The sequence below is a fragment of the Nocardia sienata NBRC 100364 genome (assembly GCF_001613205.1).
Lineage (GTDB): Bacteria > Actinomycetota > Actinomycetes > Mycobacteriales > Mycobacteriaceae > Nocardia > Nocardia sienata.
The window spans coordinates 72,730-91,130 of record NZ_BDBX01000021.1 but is presented as its reverse complement, the minus strand read 5'-3'; the positions used below and the strand labels follow the sequence as shown (position 1 = coordinate 91,130).

The following is an 18,401-nucleotide window of genomic DNA, read 5'->3' as shown; positions in this document are numbered from 1 at the left end:
TACTGATCATTACAGAACCGAGGAGAGCTTCCCGTGCCACCGACCCTCCCCGCCGCGCGCACCGCCGCGGTCCCGGCCGCCGTCTACGTTCTGGCCGCAGGCATTTTCGCCATGGTGACCAGCGAATTCGCGGTCGCCGGCCTGATGCCGCAACTGGCCGAGAGCCTGCACACCGGTATCGACCGAATCGGCTACCTGGTCACGGTTTTCGCCGCCGCCATGGCGCTCGGCGGCCCGGTACTCGTCGCGGCGCTGCTGCGGATTTCCCCGAAACCCGCGCTCATGATCGTCTTCGCGATCTTCCTCGCCGGAAACCTCATGGCGGCCCTTGCCTCCTCGTACGCGGTGATGGTCGTCGCCCGGATCGTCACCGGTGTCGCCGCCCAGGCATTCTTCGGTCTCGCGGTATCGCTGTGCATGCGGCTGGTCGACGAACAGTTCCGGGGCCGCGCGGTATCCGTGGCGATGAGCGGACTCATGCTGGGCACCCTGCTCGGACTGCCGCTGGCCACCTTCATCGGTGGCCGCCTCGGCTGGCAGGCGGCCTTCTGGACGGTGGCCGTGCTCACCGCGTTCGCCGCCGCCCTCACCCTGGCCTTCGTCCGCGACCCGGGCCGGCCGGGCGCCGGAGACGACACAGTTGCCGCGTCACCGGCCGCCGAACTCCGCGCTTTCCGCCGCCCCCAACTGCTGCTCGCTCTCGTCTCCAGCACGCTGATCATCGGCGCGACCTTCTCCGTCTTCAGCTTCCTCACCCCGGTACTCACCCGGATCAGCGGATTCGCCGAAAGCGCGGTGCCCCTGCTGCTTCTGGCCTACGGTGCCGCGACGGTGGTCGGCAATGCCGTCGTGGGCCGCTTCGCCGATCGCCACACCGTCGCCACGCTGCTGATCGGCACACTGCTCAATATCGTGTTCCTCACCGGTTTCGCCGCCTGGACCGATTTCAAGCCCGCGGCGGTGGTGTTCATGCTCGGGATCGGGCTCGTCGGCGTGACGATGAACCCGGCCATGGCCGTGCGGGTGCAGCGCGCGGGCGGCACAGGGGTCCTGGTGAACACGGTGCACACCTCCTTCATCACACTCGGCGTGATCCTCGGCTCGGCCGTCGGTTCGAGCCTCCTGCCCGGCCACGGACTCCGGGCGCCGCTGGTCCTCGGAATCGTGCTCGCTGTACTCGCGGTCGCCGCGATTCTGCCGGCCCTGCGCTCCCCGTACCTGCGCCATGGCGCGAAATCCGAGCGGGCCGAACGGGAGCAGGACCGGTACGTGCACGCCTAAGGGTTCGGTCGCCCTTCGCGAGGTCGTGGTCCGGACGGGTGTGACCGCACCACGCGCCGAGTGCAGATGCGGATGTGGTGTTCGGGCCAGATGAGGCTGTCGAACCAGGCCATGCCGTCGTCGGCGACGTCGAGCGGGTCGAGATCGATACCGGCGCGGTATGCGATGGTGGGAAGCTTCTCGGGTAGGGGTGGGCTGCCGGTGGTGGCACAGGCCGGCAGGACCGGCGACGGCCCCGCTGCCGGGTCGATCTGTTGGTGTTCGTCGTAGCGGTAGCTGTAGCGGTCCGGGTAGAGGCACGGGCCGCCGGATGCGCCGACCTCGATGAGAGACAGCGGCCCCTCGATCAGCCCGAGCAGAGGTAGCGGCACTGCGTCCCGGCCGGCTTCGTTCGTCCGGGTGGAGCGGGTGGGCGCGGTCTGTTCCACGGTGGACCAGTTGTCGAGCATCCATGTCCGCAACGCCGAGTACGAGTGGGGGGGTCCACCGTGGTGGCGGGTCGCGGCCAAGACGAGGTTCGGTTGCCGCTTCTGCTCCGGAAGCCGGTCGATGAGCACCAGGATCTCGGAGTTGCCGGCTATGCCCGAACCGAGTAGTTCATAGCTGGGTGAGGACCCGTGCGCTTCGATTCCCGCGAATCACAGGTACCTCTGTGCTGTGCTCATATTGGTGGGCGCAGAGGGGTTCGAACCCCCGACCGCTGGTGTGTAAAACCAGAGCTCTACCGCTGAGCTATACGCCCGGGTCCCCCGGAGCGTGTCCGGGGGAACGGTCTATGAATCTAGCGCGGCGAGCGCTTTCTCCCAAGCCGCCTGGTCACGGGGCTCTCCGGGGCCGTTCATCTCCGCGAAACGGATGATTCCCTCGCGGTCGACGACGAAGGTGCCGCGGTTGGCGAAACCCGTCACGTCGTTGAAGACGCCGTACTGCTGGGCCACCGCGCCGTGCGGCCAGAAGTCCGACAGCAGCGGGAAGGTGTAGCCCTGTTCGGCCGCCCAGATCTTGTGGGTGGGCGGGGGGCCGACGGAGATCGCGAGGATCTCGGTGTTGTCGTTCTGGAACCGCGGCAGTTCGTCGCGGACCTTGCACAGCTCGCCCTGGCAGATGCCGGTGAACGCGAGCGGGTAGAACACGATCAGGACGTTCTTCTCGCCGCGGTAGTCCGACAGCGAGACTTCCTGATTGTTCTGGTCCTTGAGGGTGAACTCCGGCGCCTGGGCACCGACCTCGAGGGGCATGGGGATCCTCCAAATCTCGGGTGCGCGCACCCCGGTGGCGGGATGCGCGGACAGCTATGGGCGGCTCAGCGCTGCTTGGTGGGGGCCTTGGGCTGCACCAGACGGCTGGCGGACCATTCACCGAGTTTGATGGCGGAGGTCTGGGTGAGCCCCGCGGTGGGTGCGGCCTCGGCGATCTCACTGGGATCGACATGGCCGGCGTTACCGGTCTTGGGGGTGAGCACCCAGATGAAGCCGTCGTCGGCGAGTGGGCCGATCGCCTCCATCAGTTCGTCGACCAGGTCCCCGTCGCCGTCCCGCCACCACAGCAGGACGACATCGATGACCTCGTCGGAGTCCTCGTCCAGCAGTTCACTGCCGGAGGTCTCCTCGACGTCGGCCCGGAGGTCGTCGTTGGTGTCCTCGTCCCAGCCCAGCTCCTGGACAACCATTCCGTGGGTGATGCCAAGCTTCTGAGCGAAATTCTGATCGTCCGCCGCGGCGACCACGGTGGCGTCCTCCTCAACTCCCGACTACAGATATCTGCAAGCGAACATGGTTATCGGCCCTAACGCAAGCCGATCGGGTGGGTCTAATTTTCTATGTCGTCCGAAACCGCTGGTGACGGGCGATCCGGGTTACTTGGGGCAGGCATCGCGTACCGCGTTGCGCGCGTCGTTGACGCGCTTGCTGGCGTCGTTGAGCGGTCCGACGGGGGAGGTGTAGGTCATGTCCCGGGTGGCCTGGGCGAGGGCCCGGGCGGAGTCGACGTAGGCGATGAACTTCGTCCGCAGCTCCTCCGGCAACTGCGCGCCCGCGGTGTTCACTCCGCCTTCGACCTGGTTGGCGGCGTCCTCGAGTGCGGTGACGGCACCTTCGCGTTTGGCGTCGTAGTCGGGGGCGTCGTTGTCGTGGGCGTCGACGAACTCGTTGTACTTGCTCACCCCGACCCCGGTGGTGCCTGGGAAGAGGGTGCAGTTGTCGGAGATGGCCTTGTCCCGGGCGGCCGCGATCTGCGACGAGGTGGCGGCGGCGGACGAGGACGAGGCGTATTCCCGATAGGAGGTCGCCTCGGCGGCGTTCGGCGTCGCGATTCCTTCGACCTGCTGCGCGCAGCCGGCCACGGCGGCGCCTGCCACCAGGGCCGTCGCGGCGCAGACCAGCCCGAACCGGCGCGGGTCCAGCCCTTCCATCGTCCTCCCGACTCCTCGGTAACCGCAGTGAGACGTGCCTGTCGAACGGTACTGGATCGGCGGCTGACATGATGATGTGGGACGCGCCACGCGAGGATGCGAGCGCGCCCGTGAAAGTCGTCACGAGTGATCCGCACACCAGCGGGCCGCTCGGGGTCACCGCAGCCATCAGCTCGACCACCCCCTGTACGAGGAGCAGTTTTGACCGATCTGATCCACTCTGGCGTCCCGGCGGAATCCGCTGTGCCGGGTTCCGCTCCCACCCCTCGCGACGCCAACGGCGCGCCCGCCGGTGGCCGAGTCCGTGTGATTCGTGAAGGAGTGGCCTCTTACCTACCGGACATAGATCCGGAGGAGACCAGCGAATGGCTCGAGTCGTTCGACGAGATGCTCGAGCGCGAAGGTCCCGGCCGCGCCCGCTACCTGATGCTCCGGATGCTCGAACGCGCCGGTGAGCGGCGGGTCTCCATTCCTTCGCTGACGTCGACCGATTACGTCAACACCATCCCGACCGAGAACGAGCCCTGGTTCCCCGGCGACGAGGAGACCGAGCGGCGCTTCCGGGCCTGGATCCGCTGGAACGCGGCCATCATGGTGCACCGCGCGCAGCGCCCGGGTATCGGCGTCGGCGGGCACATCTCGACCTACGCGTCCTCGGCGGCGCTCTACGAGGTCGGTTTCAACCATTTCTTCCGCGGCAAGGACCATCCCGGCGGCGGCGATTCGATCTTCATCCAGGGTCACGCCTCGCCCGGAATCTATGCTCGCGCCTTCCTCGAGGGCCGGCTGAGCACCGATCAGCTCGACGGTTTCCGCCAGGAGTACAGCCACGGCGGCCTCGGTAAGGGCCTGCCGTCGTATCCGCATCCGCGGCTGCTGAGCGATTTCTGGGAATTCCCGACGGTGTCGATGGGCCTGGGCCCGATGAACGCCATCTACCAGGCGCGGTTCAACCACTACCTGCACGATCGCGGCATCAAGGACACCTCCGAGCAGCACGTATGGGCGTTCCTCGGCGACGGCGAGATGGACGAGCCCGAATCGCGCGGCCTCGCCCATGTGGCCGCCATGGAGGGTCTGGACAATCTGACCTTCGTGGTGAACTGCAACCTGCAGCGCCTCGACGGCCCGGTCCGCGGTAACGGCAAGATCATCCAGGAGTTGGAGTCGTTCTTCCGCGGCGCCGGCTGGAATGTCATCAAGGTGATCTGGGGCCGGGAGTGGGACGCGCTGCTGGGCGCCGACCGCGACGGTGCGCTGGTGAACCTGATGAACACCACGCCCGACGGCGACTACCAGACCTACAAGGCCAACGACGGCGCCTACGTCCGCGACCATTTCTTCGGCCGCGACCCGCGCACCAAGGCGCTGGTGCAGGATCTGTCGGATCAGGAGATCTGGAACCTCAAGCGCGGCGGTCACGACTACCGCAAGGTGTACGCGGCCTACGCGGCGGCGCTGGAGCACAAGGGCCAGCCGACGGTGATCCTGGCCAAGACCATCAAGGGCTACACCCTGGGCAAGCACTTCGAGGGCCGCAACGCGACCCACCAGATGAAGAAGCTGACCCTGCAGGACCTCAAGGACTTCCGCGACCTGCAGCGGATCCCGATCAGCGATGCCGAGCTGGAGAAGGATCCGTACCTGCCCCCGTACTACCACCCGGGCCCGGAGACCAAGGAGATCCAGTACATGCTGGATCGCCGCAAGGCCCTGGGCGGGTTCCTGCCGGAGCGGCGTACGAATATCGCACCGCTGAAGCTGCCCGGTGACGAGGCGTACAAATCGGTGCGCAAGGGGTCGGGCAAGCAGAACGTGGCCACCACCATGGCGCTGGTGCGGCTGATGAAGGAGCTGCTGCGCGACCCCGAGATCGGTAAGCGCATCGTGCCGATCATCCCGGACGAGGCCCGCACCTTCGGTATGGACTCGTGGTTCCCCTCGCTGAAGATCTACAACCGCAACGGCCAGCTCTACACCTCGGTCGACGCGGAACTGATGCTCGCCTACAAGGAGAGCACGGTCGGGCAGATCCTGCACGAGGGCATCAACGAGGCGGGATCCACCGCGTCGTTCACCGCGGTCGGTACCTCCTACGCCACCCACGGCGAGCCGATGATCCCGCTCTACATCTTCTATTCGATGTTCGGGTTCCAGCGCACCGGTGACGGGCTGTGGGCCGCGGCCGATCAGCTCGCCCGCGGTTTCGTCCTCGGCGCGACGGCCGGCCGCACCACCCTGACCGGTGAGGGCCTGCAGCACAACGACGGCCATTCGCTGCTGCTGGCGGCCACCAACCCCGCGGTCGTCTCCTACGATCCGGCGTTCTCCTTCGAGATCGCCCATATCGTGCGCGACGGCCTGCGCCGGATGTACGGCGGTACGCCGGGCGTGGACGGGTTCGGCGGGGAGAACATCTTCTACTACCTCACCCTGTACAACGAGCCCTACCAGCAGCCCGCCGAACCCGAGGGCCTCGACGTGGACGGTCTGCTCAAGGGCCTGTACCTGTACAAGAAGGGCGGCGCCGGGGATGTCCGGGCGCAGATCATGGTCTCCGGTGTCACCGTGCCCGATGGTCTGCGGGCGCAGCAGCTGCTGGCCGACCACTGGGGTGTGGCCGCCGACGTCTGGTCGGTGACCTCCTGGGGTCAGCTGCGCCGGGAGGCCCTCGAACTCGAGATCGAGGCGCTGCACCACCCGGGTGAGGATCCGGGACAGCCCTACGTGGCCCGGGCGCTGGCCGGAGCGGAGGGGCCGTTCGTGGCGGCCACCGACTGGATGCGTGCGGTGCCGGACCAGATCCGCAAGTGGGTGCCGGGCGATTTCACCACCCTGGGCACCGACGGGTTCGGGTTCTCCGATACCCGGCCCGCCGCGCGCCGGGTCTTCAATGTCGACGCGGAATCCATCGTGGTCGCCGCCCTGGCGGGACTGGGCCGGATCGGCAAGCTGGATCCGAAGAAGGCCGCCGAAGCCGCTGCCCGGTACCGCATCGACGATGTATCGGCTGCGCCGGAGTTCACCGCCGGCGGCGCCGGAGACGCGGAGTGACGGCGGTTCGATGATCGAACGCAGACCACCGCGGCCGCGCCGGGTCTCCGAAGGCTCCAGCGAGCACGAGGTGTACCTGCCGACCGGCGCGCTGTCGCCGAACCGGCAGACCCGCGACCCCTTACCGGACACACTGCTCAAACGGGTCAAGCAGTTCTCCGGGCGGCTGTCCACCGAGGCCGTGGGGTCGATGCAGGACCGGTTGCCGTTCTTCGCCGACCTGGACGCCGCGCAGCGCGCCGGCGTGCAGATGCTGGTGCAGACCGCGGTGGTCAACTTCCTGGAATGGCTCCAGGACCCGGATAGCGATATCCGGTTCAGCCTGGACGCCTTCCAGGTCATCCCGCAGGATCTGGCGCGGCGGCTGACGCTGCGCCAGACCGTGGACATGGTGCGGGTGGCCATGGAGTTCTTCGAACAGTGGCTGCCCGCACTGGCGCGTAACGACCGGCAACTGGTCGCCCTCACCGAGGCGGTCCTGCGGTACGGGCGCGAGCTCGGTTTCGCGGCCGCCTCGGTGTACGCCAGCGCGGCCGAATCCCGGGGCGCCTGGGATACCCGGCTCGAGGCGCTGGTGGTGGACGCGGTGGTGCGCGGTGACACCGGTCCCGACATGCTTTCCCGGGCGGCCACGCTGAACTGGGACGCGACCGCCCCCGCAACGGTGCTGGTGGGTACACCGCCGCGGGATCAGGGTGTGTCGGTGGTCGGCGCGGTGCACACCATCGCGGCCCGGCACGGCCGGGCGGCCCTGGCGGTGGTGCAGGGGGCGCGGCTGGTGATGGTGGTGAGTGGGCCGCTGGGCGATGCGCTGCACACCTCGCCGTTCATGGCCGATCTGCTCACCGAGGCATTCTCGGACGGCCCGGTGGTGATCGGGCCGACCACGCGCACCCTGGGGGCCGCGCACAGCAGCGCCCTGGAGGCGCTGGCCGGGATGGAAGCGGTGATCGGTTGGCGGGAGGCGCCACGCCCTGTTCACGCCATGGAATTACTGCCCGAACGGGCGCTGCTCGGCGATCGAGCTGCGGTCGACGCTCTCGTCGAGTACCTTGTCCTTCCGTTGGCTTCTGCCGGTTCCGCCCTTGCGGACACCCTGGATGCCTACCTGGAATGCGGCGGTGCGGTCGAGATGTGCGCGCGTCAACTGTACGTTCATCCAAATACTGTGCGGTATCGCCTGAAGCGGATCGGGGAAGTAACCGGTCGTGATCCGCTCAATCCGCGGGATGCGTATGTGTTACGAATCGCCGCCACAGTGGGTCGTTTGACACGAACACGTAACGAATCGTCATCACAAACCTCAGAGGACTCTTTTGTCCCATTGGACAAAGACGGGCTGTAACGCCGGCCCCGATTCGGTCGATCCGGACACCACACGCGGGCTTTTGTGGGGACCATACAAAAGCCGTCGGCAAGCTTCATCCACGTCGACATCTCGCAAATGCGGTCTCACAGTGTTTTCTTAGGTACGTGATCGCGTTGTTCGCCCCTGGACAGGGCTCTCAGACACCCGGCATGCTCGCGCCTTGGCTCGACCTGCCCGGCGCTCGTGACCGCCTCGCACTGTGGTCGAAGGAATCCGGTCTGGATCTGATCCGGCTCGGGACCGAAGCGACCGCTGAAGAGATCACCGACACCGCGGTGACGCAGCCGCTCGTGGTGGCTGCCGCACTGCTCGCCTTCGCCGAGATCGGCGATCAGCGGGTGCCGGCCGATACCATCGTGGCCGGCCACTCGGTGGGTGAACTCGCCGCCGCGGCGGTCGCCGGCGTGATCTCCGCCGACCAAGCAGTTACGCTGGCAGCCATCCGCGGTGCCGAAATGGCGAAGGCGTGCGCGCTGGAGCCGACCGGTATGTCCGCGGTGCTCGGCGGCGACGAGGCCGCTGTGCTGGCACGGCTCGAAGAACTGGAACTGGTCCCGGCCAACCGCAACGCCACCGGTCAGATCGTGGCAGCGGGACGCCTGGACGCACTGGCCGAACTGGCCGCGAATCCGCCGGAGAAGGCCCGGGTGCGGGCGCTTCCCGTGGCGGGCGCATTCCATACCGAGTTCATGGCTCCCGCCCAAAAGGCGGTAGCGGCGGCGATCGCCGAGATCACCCCGCACGAGCCGACTCGCCCCTTGCTGTCGAACGCCGACGGCAAGCCGGTCGAGTCCGGCGCGGACGCGGTGGCCAAGCTCGCCGCGCAGGTCACCCGGCCCGTCCGGTGGGACCTGTGCACCGAAACCGTCCGGCAGGCCGGCGTCTCGGCGGTGGCGGAGCTGCCACCGGCGGGAACCCTCGTCGGCATTGCCAAACGGGAACTCAAAGGCACCTCGAACCTGGCGCTGAAGACCCCGGAAGACATCCCCGCGCTCGCCGAGCTCACGAGCTCCGGCTAGCTTGCCTACGGCCGTGTTTCCGACGAACCCTCGACGGGAGTACGGCACCGAGCCGACGTAACCGTGCGTCGTCTCGGCCCGAAGAAATATGTAGAAGCCCTACCGAGAAAAACAAGAAGGGAGCCACGAAGTGGCCGCTCTGACCCAGGAACAAATCGTCGAGGAACTCGGCAAGATCATCGAAGAGGTTACGGGTATCGAACCCTCCGAGGTGACCGTCGAGAAGTCCTTCGTCGATGACCTGGACATCGACTCGCTGTCCATGGTCGAGATCGCGGTTCAGACCGAGGACAAGTACGGGGCCAAGATCCCGGACGAGGATCTGGCCAGCCTGAAGACCGTCGGCGACGCCGTCGCCTACATCCAGAAGCTCGAGGCGGAGAACGCGGACACCGCCGCCGAGCTCAAGGCCAAGTTCGACAACGCCGAGTAGGGCCGAAACCGTGACCACTCCTTCCACCTTGAACGGGAACTTCCCGAATGTCGTCGTCACGAGCCTGGCGGCGTCCACGTCGATCGCGGGTGACGTCGATGCGACGTGGAAGGGTCTCCTCAACGGCGAGAGCGGTATAGACGTTCTCGAGGATTCCTTCGTCGAGGAATACGACCTACCGGTCCGCATCGGCGGCCATCTGAAGGTTCGTCCCGACAGCCTGCTGAGCCGGGTCGAGACCCGCCGGATGGCCTATGTCGAGCAGCTCGCGACCGTGCTCGGCCGTGAGGTCTGGCGCAATGCGGGCAGCCCGGAAGTCGATCCGGAGCGGCTGGGTGTGGCCATCGGCACTGGACTGGGTGGCGGTGACGCGCTCATCGATTCGGTCGACAAACTGAAGAACGGCGGATATCGCAAGATCTCCCCGCTCGCTGTTCAGATGGTCATGCCGAACGGGCCGTCCGCCGTCGTCGGTCTCGAACTGAAGGCCCGGGCAGGAGTGGTCACTCCGGTCTCGGCGTGCTCGTCGGGCTCGGAAGGTATCGCCAACGCGTGGCGCATGATCGTCATGGGCGATGCCGATATGGTCGTCACCGGTGGTGTCGAAGGTTTCATCGACGCCGTGCCGATCGCCGCCTTCACCATGATGCGGGCGATGAGCACCCGCAACGACGACCCGAAGGGCGCTTCGCGTCCCTTCGACAAGGACCGTGACGGCTTCGTCTTCGGCGAAGCCGGCGCGCTCATGGTCATCGAAACCGAGGAGCACGCCAAGGCGCGCGGTGCCACCATCCACGCCCGGCTGCTGGGCGCCGGTATCACCTCCGACGGCTTCCACCTGGTCGCACCGGACCCCGAGGGCACGGGCGCCGCCCGCGCCATGACCCGGGCCATGCAGACCGCGGGTCTGTCCAAGCAGGACATCACCCATATCAACGCCCACGCCACCGCCACCCCCATCGGCGACACTGCCGAGGCGAAGGCGATCAACAAGGCCGTCGGCACCCACGCCTCGGTCTACGCGCCCAAATCGGCGCTCGGACATTCCATCGGCGCCGTCGGTGCGCTGGAGTCCGTGCTCACCGTGCTGGCGATCCGGGACGGTATCGTGCCGCCCACCCTGAACCTGGACAACCAGGATCCTGAGATCGACCTCGACGTGGTGAAGGGCGAAGCCCGGCGCCAGGAGATCGAGTACGCGATCAACAATTCGTTCGGTTTCGGTGGGCACAATGTGGCGCTCGCCTTCGGCCGGGCCTGACGGTCCGCCCGAACTGTTCGACGACCCATAGACGGGGCCGCCGGGTTCTTCCGGGCGGCCCCGTCCGGGCTTCGACACCAAGTGGCCCGCGTTTCGGGCGCACATTTTCGAGGAGAGAACGCGATGACCACTATCGCTCCGGCCCGCCATCAGGAAACTGCGACCGATCCGCGTGATCCCCTCGGGCGGCTCCAACGCTTCTTCGACCCCGGCACGGTGCTGCCGTTGCACGCGCGCGACAAGTCGGGTGTGCTCGCGGCCGTCGGTGAGGTCGACGGGGTCCGCACCGTCGCCTACTGCTCCGACGCCACCGTGATGGGCGGCGCCATGGGCGTGGAGGGCTGCCGGCATATCGTCGACGCGATCGACGCGGCCATCGATTCCGGCGCGCCGGTGGTCGGGCTGTGGCATTCCGGTGGTGCCCGGCTCGCCGAAGGTGTGGAGGCCCTGCACGCGGTCGGTCTGGTCTTCGAGGCCATGGTCCGCGCCTCCGGCCGGGTCCCCCAGATCTCGGTGGTACTCGGTTTCGCGGCCGGCGGCGCCGCCTACGGTCCCGCGCTCACCGATATCGTGATCATGGCGCCCGAGGGTCGCGTTTTCGTCACCGGACCCGATGTGGTGCGCAGCGTCACCGGCGAACAGGTCGATATGGCCACTCTCGGCGGCCCGGAAACCCACGGCAAGAAATCCGGCGTCACCCATATCGTCGCCGACGACGAAGCCGACGCCGTGCACCGCGCCCGCCGGCTGGTCTCGATGTTCGCCGAACCGGGCGAATTCGATCTCCTCGCCGCCGAGCACGGCAATATCGACCTGCAGGCCATGCTGCCGGCCTCGGCCAAACGCGCCTACGACGTCAAACCGCTGGTGCACGAACTCCTCGACAATGTCGACGGCGAATCCAGCTTCGAAGAACTGCAGGGCGGCTACGCGCGCTCCATGGTGACCGGACTCGGCCGCCTGGCCGGACGCACCGTCGGCGTCCTGGCCAACAACCCGCTGCGCCTGGGCGGCTGCCTGGACTCCAAGAGCGCCGAGAAAGCCGCCCGGTTCGTCCGTCTCTGCGACGCCTTCGGTATCCCGCTGGTCGTCATCACCGACGTCCCCGGCTACCTGCCCGGCGTCGGCCAGGAATGGGACGGCGTGGTCCGTCGCGGCGCGAAACTGCTGCATGCCTTCGCCGAGGCCCGGGTCCCGCGGGTCACGCTGGTCACCCGCAAGATCTACGGCGGCGCCTACATCGCCATGAACGCCCGTGCGCTGGGTGCCACCGCGGTCTACGCCTGGCCGGGGTCGGAGGTCGCGGTGATGGGCGCGAAGGCGGCGGTGGGAATTCTGCACAAGAAGGCACTGGCCGCCGCACCGGAGGAAGAGCGGGAAGCTCTGCACGAGCGCCTCACCGCCGAACACGAAGCCATCGCCGGCGGGGTGGAGCGGGCGGTGTCGATCGGGGTGGTCGACGAGGTGATCGACCCGGCGCATACGCGCAGCAAGATCGCGGCCGCGCTGGCGGCGGCGCCTTGCCGGGCCAGCCACCACAAGAACATTCCGCTGTAGTGGTTTGCGGCGCTTCCGGCGCTGGGGGATGCGGACCATCCGGAGTGGACGAAGGTGCGCGGTCGGTGCCGGTAGGTGCGCGGTCGGTGCCGGATGGTCGCGGTCTGCATGCCGACTCGGGGTGGTGTTGGGTTGATCGAGCAACAGCGATGACGGCAGGCATACCTTTCGTAAAGGTGGAGTTGCGGGCTCGCTCGTGAAGGTGCTGTGTTTTTTGGCGCCGCCTTCGGCGTCGCGGGGTTGAGGCCCCCCTTGGTCTCGCCGTTTCGGCCTCGAGACTCGCGCCTTCGGCGCATGCGCTTCGAGGCCGAAACGGCGAGACGGGCCTCAACCCTTTGAGGTGTCTCGTAAGACTCGACGCATACGCGGGTTGCGTTGGGCATTCGACCTTCATGTGGACCCATTCGGGGGGTCGGTGGGGCTGTGGGCACGAACTCTCCGCCTACAGCCCACACTTCTTCCGAAATCATCTGGTCGTGGGGCTCGGTCGACGACAATGCGCTGATGGGACGCGATGGAGCGGGGGCTCGCGAGCGCAAACGTCACGGCCGGCACTACACGCCCGCGGCGCTGGCGGGGTTCTTGGCCGGCCGGGTGGCCGCGCGGATCGACTCGACCGGGCCGGTGCGGGTGCTGGATCCGGCCTGCGGGTCCGGGGAGCTGCTGTTCGCCATCAGGGACGCGCTGGCGGGCCGGCTGCCCGGGACGCCGGTCGAGCTGGTGGGGTACGACCTGGATCCGGTGGGGCTGGCGCTGGCGCGGCGGCGGGCGGCGGGGGCGGGTGTGGAGGCGCAATGGCGGCATTCCGATTTCCTGGCCGACTGCGCGGGGCTGCCGGCCGAATCGTTCGACGCGGTGATCGCCAATCCGCCGTATGTCCGGACCCAGCAGTTGGGCGGGGCGGCGGCGGAGGCGCTCCGTGGGCAGTTCGGGTTGCGGGGACGGATCGATCTGACGCATCCGTTCGTCGCGGCGCTGCCGCGGTTGATGGTGCCGGGCGGGGTGCTGGGTCTGCTGTGTGCGAATCGGTTCCTCACCACGAAGGCGGGGGCGAATCTGCGGGCGCTGTTGCTGGCGGATCTGGCGCCGGTCGAGCTGTACGACCTGGGCGATACCAAGCTGTTCGAAGCGGCGGTACTGCCGGCCGTGACGATCGCGGTGCGCGGCGCGGCGCGGCGGGACTGCCGGTATGTCTCGGTGTACGAGGAGGAGGCCGGGATTGCGCAGGGCTCGGAATCCGCGGGCCCGGCAACCACGGACCCGGATGTTGTGGACCTGGACATCGCGCACGGCCCGGACTCCGGTGCGGGGACCACGAACGAAGAGCGGGAACTCTTCGCGGCTCTGGGTGCGACCACCGACGCGATCGTGTGGCGGCAGGGCCGCCGGTTCGCGGTGACGGTGGGGGAGCTGGCGACCGAGTCGGGTACGGCGGCCGTGTCGGTGGGGTGGCGGATGTCGAGGGTGGGGCACGACGACTGGTTGCGTGGCGTCGCCGAGCGGATGTGGCGCACCTTCGGGGATCTGGGGCGTATCCGGGTGGGAATCAAGACCAATGCGGACAAAGTCTTCATCGCGGCGCACTGGGGTGATCCCGCGGCCGAACCGGAACTACTGCGTGATCTCATCACCCATCACGATCTGCGGCCGTGGCAGATCGAGCGGATCCGCCGGACCCGGGTGCTGTACCCGTACGACCTCACTCGGACACGCCGGGTTCCGGTGGATCTGGCACGGTATCCGCGGACCGCGGCCTACCTCGAGCAGCATCGGGAGGTGCTGACGGCGCGGGGCTATCTCACCGGTGCGGGCCGTGAATGGTTCGAGCACTGGGTGCCGCAGCGGCCGCATCTGTGGCGGACTCCCAAGGTGGTGTTCCCGGATATCAGCGACCGGCCGCGTTTCGCGCTGGACCGGTCCGGCGCGGTGGTCAACGGCGACTGTTACTGGATATCGCTGGCGGACCTGGGCGGGGACGGCCGCGCCGAGGATATGGCCTGCCTGATGATGGGCGTCGCGAACTCGTCGCTCGGACTGCGCTACTACGACGCGGTCTGCGGTAACCGGCTCTATTCGGGACGACGGCGCTGGATCACCCAGTACGTATCCCGGTTGCCGCTACCGGATCCGGGGACACCGGCCGCGGTCGCGATCGTGCGCCGGGTGCGGGAACTGGCCGAGGAACCGGAGTCCGGCCGGGAGGGGCAGGCCGAGCTGGACGAGATGGTGGACCGGGCATTCGCGTTGTGAGCGGGTCAGCTGTGCCAGGCGACCATGGGCAGCAGCGTGCGGCGGGCGAATTCCCGGCCCGCGGCCTCGTCCTGGATGGGAATCAGGCCGTCGGGGGTGAGTGCCAGCGACAGCGCCAGGCGGGCCATGATCTCGGCGACCAGGTCGGGATCGAAATCGTTGCCGCCGTCGTGCAGTTCCCGCAGTTTCGCGGCCAGATAGGTGCGGCCGACGGCCAGGATCGGGCCGGCCTCGGTGGTGAGCCGGGGCAGTACGAGATCGGGTTCGGTACGCAGCAACCGGAGTAGTAGCGGGTTGCCGGCGATGGCGGAGATGAAGGCGACGAAGATCTCCACGAGCTGATCCTCGGAGCCGGCCACCGTGCGCACCCGGTTGTCGATCTTGGTGACGAAACGTTGCGCCTCCCGGACGGTGACCGCCTCGACCAGGTCGTTCTTGGATTCGAAGCGGCGGTAGAGGGTCGCCGGACTGATACCGGCGCGGCGGGCGATCTCGCCCATGCTGGTGCGTTTGATCCCGAAGTCCAGGAACGCCGAGAGCGCGCTGTCGAGGATTTTCCCGCTGTCGGCGGGTGGCTCGGCCAGGATGCGTTGCAAAATCGGCGGTACGGGCGACATGGTCCTCACACCTTATCCGACACCGGATGCGCCGGGTGACCTGCGCGTTGGTTTCGTGCGAGGTATCACTCCCGCGGCAGATCGAGTTCGGCCATCTCGTGTTCGATCGCGTTGGCCGCGAAATCCACTCCCCTGGAACGTAATTCGTGGACTCTGCGCCGAAGTGCCTCGATACCTCCTGGTTGCGCGGCGATATCCGCCACGCTCACCCGCCCGGCCGACCGGCGCGTCTCGGACTGCTCGCACGCCACCCGTCATACCTCCTGCCGGGCACGTCGCCGTGCCCACCTCACGGGTCGCCCGAAACGCCGACGCCTTGCAGGACAGCGGGTTTCGGGTCAACCCGTCTCCCCGGATACGTTGTTCCATGGTATCAGTAACCTACTGGACGCTTGTCCAATAATGTGTCCGGGTGGCGCGACGAGGTCAGATCTCCTTCGCCGACCGGTGCTCGGACATATGGTGCAGATACACCATGGCATTGAGCTCCACCCCGCGCTGCTGTTCCGCGGTCAGCTCGCGGCGAACCTTGCCCGGCACACCGGCCACCAGCGAACCCGGCGGAATCCGCGCGCCCTCGGGGATCAGCGCATTGGCCGCGATCAGGCTGCCCCGGCCGATCACCGCGCCGTTCAACACGGTCGCACCCATCCCGATCAGACAGTCGTCCTCGACCGTGCATCCGTGCAGGATCGCATTGTGCCCGACCGAGACCCCGGCGCCCACGGTGGCCGGGAAGCCCGGGTCGGCGTGCAGTACACAGCCGTCCTGGATATTGCTGCGCTCCCCGACGGTGATCAGTTCGGTGTCACCGCGCAGAACCGCGTTGTACCAGATGCTGACCTGGGCTCCGAGCTTGACCCGGCCGATCACGTTCGCAGTGGGCGCGATCCAGGCGGTCTCGTCTATCTCGGGCCGGTGGCCACTGACTTCGATCCTCATGTACGCAACCTAACCCGCCCGCTGCGGCGACCGGTGAGGCGGTGGAGACCGTGCGGCGCCGGTGGGACGGCCTCAGCTCTCGCCCGAGTCACGCAGAGTCCAATCGGGCCGGGCATCGGCGGGCAGATCACGCAGCTTGTCCGGATTGCGGACGACGTGGATGGCGGTGATCCGCCCGTCGTCGACAGTGAAGGAGAACACCCCGTGGTGCTGACCGTCGAACACCAGCAGCCCGGGCATACCGTTGACCTCGATGCCCCGGCCCCAGCCGCCCGCGGCGGCGGGCACGTTGTACCAGCCGAGCAGCATCTTGGCGATGAGTTCGGCGCCCGTGACCGGTTTACGGATGGCAGGTACTTTGCCGCCACCATCGGCGGTGAGGGTCACCCGGTCGTCGAGCACACCGAGCAGCGCGCTCATATCGCCGGACCGCCAGGCCACCGCGAATGCCGAGACGACCTTCTCCTGTTCGTCCGGGGACGCCGGGAACCGCGGGGTCCCGTCCTCGACCCGTTTGCGGGCGCGTGAGGCGAGCTGCCGGACCGCGGCGGGGGTGCGGCCCACCACCTCGGCGACCTCCGGGCCCGACATCCCGAACACGTCCTGCAGGACGAAGGCGGTGCGTTCGGCCGGTGAGAGCGATTCCAGGACCACCAGCAGCGCCATGGTGACCCGTTCGTCCTGGGAGATCCGGTCCGCGGGGTCCTCCCAGTCCGTCACCGTGGGTTCGGGTAGCCATTCACCCACGTACTGTTCGCGTCGCATCCGCGCCGAACCGAGCTGATCGAGGGCCAGGCGGCCGGTGACCGTGGTCAGCCACGCCTGCAGATTGTCGATGGGCGCCCCGCCGGACTCCTGCTGCCGCTGCAGCCGCAGCCACGCCTCCTGCACCACATCGTCGGCGTCGCCGAGACTGCCGAGGGTGCTGTAGGCGAGGCGCCGCAGATACGGGCGCAGTTCCTCGAAACGCCGGGCCAGCTCGGCGGAATCCTGTCGGTCGGTCACTGCGGTTCCTCGTTCGGTCGATACCCCGGCGGGCGGGCGATGGTCTCGCCGAGTCGACGACGGGCGAGCCCGATATGTGACAACGGTGCGGCCCGGACGCCGGCGGGGGTGTGCCGATGAACCGTATCCGGTCCTACAGACTGCCCTGTCGGCGCGCATACCGCTGATGGGAACTCCGGTGCCGGTCCTCCCCGGCACAGGCGTCCGGCCGGTGCCGGATACGCTCACGCGGTGCGCAGAGGTGTTTCGACCGCGGCGGGTCTGCTGATCGGGTTCGGCATCGATCGGGCGGTCGGCGACCCGCGGCGTGGACATCCGGTGGCGGGATTCGGGCTCGTCGCGGCGTCGGTGGAGACGGTGACCTATGCCGACCATCGTCGGGCGGGAGTGGTGCACGAACTGCTTCTGGTGGGGTCCGTGATCGGGTTGGGCGCGGCGCTGCGCCGGGGCGGCGCCCTACCGGTGGCGGCGGCGACCTGGACCGTGCTCGGGGGGCGCAGCCTGGCGCGGACCGGGCAGCTGATGGCCGATCGGCTCGAAGCCGGGGATCTCGCCGCCGCCCGCGAACTGCTGCCCGCCCTGTGCGGACGCGATCCGGCGGCACTGGACGCGGACGGCCTGGCGCGGGCGGCCCTGGAATCGATCGCCGAGAACACCTCCGACGCCGCGGTCGCACCACTGCTGTGGGGTGCGGTGGCCGGTGTTCCCGGACTGCTGGGCTACCGGGCGGTGAACACCCTCGACGCCATGATCGGTTACCGCAACCCGCGCTACCGGCGGTTCGGGTGGGCGGCCGCCCGCGTGGACGACCTGGCGAATCTGCTGCCCGCCCGGGCGACCGGGCTGCTCACCGCGCTGGTGGCACCGCTGGTCGGCGGCCGGCCCGGCACGGTACTGCGGACCTGGCGACGTGACGCCGGCAAGCATCCGAGCCCGAACGCCGGAGTGGTGGAAGCCGCGGCGGCCGGCGCGCTCGGGGTTCGCCTCGGTGGGCGCACCGAGTACCGGCACGGGGTCGAACAGCGGCCGGAGCTGGGGGCGGGGCCGGCGCCCACGGTCGATGATCTCCGGCGGGCGGTGCGATTATCCGAACTGGTGCAGTACGCGGCGGTGATCGCGGCGGCGGCGATCGCGGTGCCGAGCCCGGGACTGTGGGAGCGGATGCGCGGCCGCGGCGCATGTGATCGGGACGGTTAGCCACCG

17 protein-coding genes and 1 tRNA gene are annotated in these 18,401 nt (G+C 68.3%); 9 read left to right on the top strand and 9 right to left on the bottom strand.

Annotated features, from left to right (window positions below):
• Positions 1–33: 33 nt before the first annotated feature.
• The gene (locus NS4_RS13425) at positions 34–1,281 is read left to right on the top strand and encodes an MFS transporter (protein ID WP_218020342.1); all 1,248 of its coding nucleotides are present in this window, start codon (positions 34–36) and stop codon (positions 1,279–1,281) included.
• On the opposite strand, the gene NS4_RS13420 is transcribed toward NS4_RS13425, so the two are convergent.
• The 5 genes from NS4_RS13420 to NS4_RS13400 all read right to left on the bottom strand — a co-directional run bounded on the left by NS4_RS13420 (position 1,278) and on the right by NS4_RS13400 (position 3,691).
• Positions 1,278–1,910, bottom strand: coding sequence for a DUF2332 family protein (locus NS4_RS13420; protein WP_084487187.1), 633 nt, complete (start codon positions 1,908–1,910; stop codon positions 1,278–1,280). The two genes, NS4_RS13425 and NS4_RS13420, sit on opposite strands and share 4 nt — an antisense overlap.
• Before the next feature lie 38 nt (positions 1,911–1,948).
• Positions 1,949–2,023: transfer RNA gene (locus tag NS4_RS13415), tRNA-Val, on the bottom strand.
• 31 nt (positions 2,024–2,054) lie between these two features.
• Positions 2,055–2,519, bottom strand: coding sequence for a peroxiredoxin (locus tag NS4_RS13410; RefSeq protein ID WP_063059853.1), 465 nt, complete (start codon positions 2,517–2,519; stop codon positions 2,055–2,057).
• A gap of 65 nt (positions 2,520–2,584) precedes the next feature.
• A complete protein-coding gene (locus NS4_RS13405; RefSeq protein ID WP_063037586.1) occupies positions 2,585–3,007 on the bottom strand; it encodes a DUF3052 domain-containing protein in 423 nt (140 codons plus the stop codon).
• Positions 3,008–3,136: 129 nt separating this feature from the next.
• Complete coding sequence (locus NS4_RS13400) at positions 3,137–3,691, bottom strand: Rv2240c family protein (RefSeq protein ID WP_063059852.1); 555 nt, start codon at positions 3,689–3,691, stop codon at positions 3,137–3,139.
• Positions 3,692–3,934: 243 nt separating this feature from the next.
• Between NS4_RS13400 and aceE the strand changes: the two genes are divergently transcribed.
• The 7 genes from aceE to NS4_RS13365 all read left to right on the top strand — a co-directional run bounded on the left by aceE (position 3,935) and on the right by NS4_RS13365 (position 14,634).
• Entirely contained in the window at positions 3,935–6,745 is a 2,811-nt protein-coding gene (gene aceE, locus NS4_RS13395; RefSeq protein WP_245665384.1) for a pyruvate dehydrogenase (acetyl-transferring), homodimeric type, read from the top strand.
• Positions 6,746–6,755: 10 nt separating this feature from the next.
• Positions 6,756–8,090 carry a PucR family transcriptional regulator gene (locus NS4_RS13390; RefSeq protein ID WP_245665355.1) on the top strand — a complete coding sequence of 445 codons (1,335 nt, stop codon included), beginning with the start codon at positions 6,756–6,758 and terminating at the stop codon, positions 8,088–8,090.
• A 128-nt stretch (positions 8,091–8,218) separates the two neighbouring features.
• A complete protein-coding gene (locus NS4_RS13385) occupies positions 8,219–9,133 on the top strand; it encodes an ACP S-malonyltransferase (RefSeq protein ID WP_063059850.1) in 915 nt (304 codons plus the stop codon).
• Between the two features lie 130 nt (positions 9,134–9,263).
• Positions 9,264–9,566, top strand: a complete 303-nt coding sequence (gene acpM, locus NS4_RS13380; RefSeq protein WP_063059849.1) for a meromycolate extension acyl carrier protein AcpM — start codon at positions 9,264–9,266, stop codon at positions 9,564–9,566.
• Positions 9,567–9,576: 10 nt separating this feature from the next.
• Complete coding sequence (locus NS4_RS13375) at positions 9,577–10,827, top strand: KasA/KasB family beta-ketoacyl-ACP synthase (RefSeq protein WP_063059848.1); 1,251 nt, start codon at positions 9,577–9,579, stop codon at positions 10,825–10,827.
• A gap of 123 nt (positions 10,828–10,950) precedes the next feature.
• Positions 10,951–12,384, top strand: coding sequence for an acyl-CoA carboxylase subunit beta (locus tag NS4_RS13370; protein ID WP_063059847.1), 1,434 nt, complete (start codon positions 10,951–10,953; stop codon positions 12,382–12,384).
• Positions 12,385–12,888: 504 nt separating this feature from the next.
• Positions 12,889–14,634: an Eco57I restriction-modification methylase domain-containing protein gene (locus NS4_RS13365; protein WP_063059846.1), complete on the top strand. Its 1,746-nt coding sequence runs from the start codon at positions 12,889–12,891 to the stop codon at positions 14,632–14,634.
• Between the two features lie 5 nt (positions 14,635–14,639).
• Here the strand turns inward: NS4_RS13365 and NS4_RS13360 are convergent, their stop codons facing one another.
• The 4 genes from NS4_RS13360 to sigJ all read right to left on the bottom strand — a co-directional run bounded on the left by NS4_RS13360 (position 14,640) and on the right by sigJ (position 17,198).
• Positions 14,640–15,251: a TetR/AcrR family transcriptional regulator gene (locus tag NS4_RS13360; protein WP_063059845.1), complete on the bottom strand. Its 612-nt coding sequence runs from the start codon at positions 15,249–15,251 to the stop codon at positions 14,640–14,642.
• Between the two features lie 65 nt (positions 15,252–15,316).
• A complete protein-coding gene (locus NS4_RS13355) occupies positions 15,317–15,502 on the bottom strand; it encodes a hypothetical protein (protein WP_030524034.1) in 186 nt (61 codons plus the stop codon).
• A gap of 175 nt (positions 15,503–15,677) precedes the next feature.
• Positions 15,678–16,193: a gamma carbonic anhydrase family protein gene (locus tag NS4_RS13350; protein WP_063059844.1), complete on the bottom strand. Its 516-nt coding sequence runs from the start codon at positions 16,191–16,193 to the stop codon at positions 15,678–15,680.
• 72 nt (positions 16,194–16,265) lie between these two features.
• On the bottom strand, positions 16,266–17,198 hold the full coding sequence (gene sigJ / locus NS4_RS13345) for an RNA polymerase sigma factor SigJ (RefSeq protein WP_063059843.1): 933 nt from the start codon (positions 17,196–17,198) through the stop codon (positions 16,266–16,268).
• Positions 17,199–17,429: 231 nt separating this feature from the next.
• On the opposite strand from sigJ, the gene NS4_RS13340 reads away from it, so the two are divergent.
• A complete protein-coding gene (locus tag NS4_RS13340) occupies positions 17,430–18,395 on the top strand; it encodes a cobalamin biosynthesis protein (protein WP_063059842.1) in 966 nt (321 codons plus the stop codon).
• Positions 18,396–18,401 lie beyond the last annotated feature (6 nt).